Origin of the sequence: Catellatospora sp. NPDC049609 (assembly GCF_040675365.1) — a bacterium.
In the GTDB taxonomy this organism is placed as follows: Bacteria; Actinomycetota; Actinomycetes; order Mycobacteriales; family Micromonosporaceae; genus Catellatospora.
In genome coordinates this window covers 1-3,208 of the sequence record NZ_JBFAOU010000373.1, presented here as the reverse complement: position 1 = coordinate 3,208, position 3,208 = coordinate 1, and the positions used below count along the sequence as shown (strand labels likewise).

General features: G+C 70.6%; 5 protein-coding genes. All 5 read right to left on the bottom strand.

The annotated features are described in order from the left end of the window. Nucleotides 1–154 precede the first annotated feature (154 nt). Nucleotides 155–976, bottom strand: coding sequence for an RNA methyltransferase (locus AB0J67_RS40190; RefSeq protein WP_363490926.1), 822 nt, complete (start codon nucleotides 974–976; stop codon nucleotides 155–157). A gap of 8 nt (nucleotides 977–984) precedes the next feature. Continuing rightward, a complete protein-coding gene (rplT, locus tag AB0J67_RS40185) occupies nucleotides 985–1,356 on the bottom strand; it encodes a 50S ribosomal protein L20 (protein WP_120320125.1) in 372 nt (123 codons plus the stop codon). Nucleotides 1,357–1,396: 40 nt separating this feature from the next. Continuing rightward, on the bottom strand, nucleotides 1,397–1,591 hold the full coding sequence (gene rpmI / locus AB0J67_RS40180) for a 50S ribosomal protein L35 (protein ID WP_363490924.1): 195 nt from the start codon (nucleotides 1,589–1,591) through the stop codon (nucleotides 1,397–1,399). 73 nt (nucleotides 1,592–1,664) lie between these two features. Beyond that, nucleotides 1,665–2,243 carry a translation initiation factor IF-3 gene (infC, locus tag AB0J67_RS40175; protein ID WP_363490928.1) on the bottom strand — a complete coding sequence of 193 codons (579 nt, stop codon included), beginning with the start codon at nucleotides 2,241–2,243 and terminating at the stop codon, nucleotides 1,665–1,667. 346 nt (nucleotides 2,244–2,589) lie between these two features. Continuing rightward, the gene (locus AB0J67_RS40170; RefSeq protein WP_363490922.1) at nucleotides 2,590–3,048 is read right to left on the bottom strand and encodes a PH domain-containing protein; all 459 of its coding nucleotides are present in this window, start codon (nucleotides 3,046–3,048) and stop codon (nucleotides 2,590–2,592) included. Nucleotides 3,049–3,208 lie beyond the last annotated feature (160 nt).

The window sequence follows — 3,208 nt, the reverse complement described above, 5'->3', positions numbered from 1 at the left end:
CCTATCTGGATGACTTTTTCGTGATCGAAGTCATCCAGATAGGCCAACGTCTATGCGCGGCGCGGCGGCACGCGGCGCAGCGGCACGCCGCTCGGCGCGGGCGGCGCCGGGTGCGGGCCGGCCGTGTCGCGTGCGGGTCGGCGTCCGGTGCGGGTCAGGTGCGCTGGGCGCGAGCGGAGGCGTAGAGGCAGACCGCGGCGGCTGCGGCGAGGTTGAGCGACTCGGCGCGGCCGTGGATGGGGACCCGGACCGCGGCGTCGGCGGCCTCGCGCAGCTCGTCGGGCAGGCCGTGCGCCTCCGAGCCGAACAGCCAGGCGGTGGGCCGGGCCAGCGAGCCGTCGTCGGCGAGGTCGTCCAGGTCGGTCGCGCCGTAGCCGGACGTGGCGAGCGTACGCAGTCCCGCCCCGCGCAGCGCGGCGAGCGTGCCGGCCGCGTCGGGGGCGCGTACCACGTCGACGTGGAACAGGCTGCCGGCCGAGGCGCGTACGCACTTGGGGTTGTACGGGTCGACCGCGTCCCCGGCGAAGATCACCGCGGCGGCGCCCGCGGCGTCGGCGGTGCGCAGGATGGTCCCGGCGTTGCCCGGGTCGCGGATCTCCACGGCCACCGCCACCAGCTTCGGGGCGCGCGACAGGGCGGCCTCCAGCGGCACGTCGAGCAGGTCGCAGACGGCGATGACGCCCTGCGGGGTGACCGTGTCGGCGAGCACCGCCATCGCCTCGTCGGTGACGACCGAGAAGTGCGCGCCGCCGGTGCCGTGCAGCAGGTCGCGGTGGCGGCGGCGGCCGTCCTCGGTCACGAAGATCTCACGTGCCGCGTCGGCGGCCAGCGCCTCGCGGACCGCCTGCGGGCCCTCGGCCAGGAAGCGCCCGGCCTTCTCCCGGTCGCGGCGGCGGTGCAGCTTGGCAGCGGCAACGACCCGGGGAGTCCGCTGCGTGAACAGCGGGTCCCCGGGTCGCTGGAAGTGCTGCGTCACCGACGGGCTCAGGCGGCCTGAGCCTCGGCGACGGCCTTCTTGGCCACCGCGACGATGCCGGCGAACGCCGCCTCGTCGTTGACGGCCAGGTCGGCCAGGATCTTGCGGTCGACCTCGACACCCGCGAGCTTGAGGCCCTGGATGAGGCGGTTGTACGTCATGCCGTTGGCACGAGCGCCCGCGTTGATGCGGGTGATCCACAGCTGCCGGAAGTCGCCCTTGCGGTCCTTGCGGTCCCGGTAGGCGTACTGCATCGAGTGGAGGATCTGCTCCTTCGCCTTGCGGTACAGGCGGGAGCGCTGGCCGCGGTAACCGCTGGCGGCCTCGAGCAGGGTACGGCGCTTCTTCTGGGCGTTGACCGCCCGCTTGACGCGTGCCATATCAGCTTCTCCTTAAAGGTTTCCGTCTAAGAGGCGCGCGTCAGCGGCCGAGCATCTTCTTGATGCGCTTCTCGTCGGCCTTGGCCACCGGGACCGTGCCGCTCAGGCTGCGGGTCTCCTTGGAGGACTTGACCTCCAGGCGGTGGCGCAGACCGGTCTGCTGGCGCACGATCTTGCCGGAGCCGGTCACCTTGACCCGCTTGCCCATGCCGCTGTGCTTCTTCATCTTCGGCACTGAAAGTACTCCCCTGTCACAGAATCTCGCCGCACAGCGGGGGCTGCGCGGCAGGTGCCCAAATCGAGCGTCGTCAGGCCTGTGCCGAGGGCTCGGCCACGGCCTCCTCGGCCTCCGCACCGGTGCCTTCGTCGCCCTTGCGGCCGGCGAGGGCCTTCGTGCTGCGGTGTGGCGCAAGCACCATGATCATGTTTCGACCGTCCTGCTTCGCCGACGACTCGACGAAACCGACCTCGGCGACCTCTTCCTCCAGCTTGCGCAGGAGGCGGAAGCCCAGCTCCGGGCGGCTCTGCTCGCGACCGCGGAACATGATGGTCACCTTGACCTTGTCTCCGGCCTTGAGGAACCGCACGACGTGACCCTTCTTGGTCTCGTAGTCGTGCGAGTCGATCTTCGGACGGAGCTTCATCTCCTTGATGACCGTCTGCTGCTGGTTCCGCCGGGCTTCCCGGGCCTTGAGCGCGCTCTCGTACTTGAACTTGCCGAAGTCCATGAGCTTGCAGACCGGCGGGCGTGCCATGGGCGCAACCTCGACCAGATCCAGATCGACATCCGCGGCCAGCTGCAGGGCGCGCTCCAGCGGGACGATGCCCACCTGCTCGCCCTCGGGGCCGACCAGTCGGACCTCTCGTGCCCTGATCTGATCGTTGATGCGTGGCTCGACGCTGATGTGGCCTCCTCAAATCGTGTTCCACGCCGCCCGCTCAGTGCCGGCGACGCGCTTGGCGTCAGACCAAAGCAGAAGGCCCAGGCGACAGCCTGGGCCCGCTCGACCGGTCTGGGTGCACGCCAAGTGCACGACCCGATGGAGAACGGGGACGTCCTTCATCAGGTGACCGGACCCGAAACGCTCCAAGGCGAACGGGTGGGAGCAGGCGCTCCGCTTGCCTTCGGCGACCCGGTCACGCTCAGGGCATGATCACGGGTGCCGAAAAGGTCGACTCCGAAAGATTACCACAACCCCTGGTTGTCGCCGACCGGGGCGGGAGGGTATGCCCTCAGCCCGCCGCCACCGGCTCCGCGGCCCGCGCCGCGCCGTGCAGCGCGCGCAGCGACTGCACCGCGGCCAGCGCGTACGCCCGGTCGACGGCCTGCACGGCGAGCACCGACACGGTGTCGTCGTTCTCCAGCTCCAGGCTCAGCCACGGCTGGTTGCGCTCGAAGGTGATCGCGCGCACAGCACCCCACGGCAGCTCGTACCCGCCGATGATGTTGCGGACCCGGATGCCCTCGGGGTAGGCGTCCACGCGGGGCCGCGCCACCGTCATGATGCCCAGCGCGAACACCACGCCGAGCCCGATCATGGCGAACTGGTCGCCCTTGCGGAACACGCCCTCGCCCACCGTCAGGGCCGTGCCGATCACCGTGAAGAGCACCAGCACCGCCGCCGCGGCGGCGATGCACACCCGCCGGGTGCGCTGGGGCCGGAAACTGACGTGCTGTCCCTCGCTGCTCACGCCGACGAGTCTGCCACGCGCAGCGATGCCGCCCGCCACCGCCACCACCACCCCCGGCCACATCACACCCCGTCGGCGAACCGGACACCGCCGAGGTGCAAGATCGCGACGATCTTGCGCGAAGTGTGGGGATGACACGCCCCATACGGGCATATCCCCA

Bases quoted from the DNA above. Each gene is read 5' to 3' on its own strand.
- rplT (WP_120320125.1), bottom strand. From the start codon at position 1,356: ATGGCACGCGTCAAGCGGGCGGTCAACGCCCAGAAGAAGCGCCGTACC.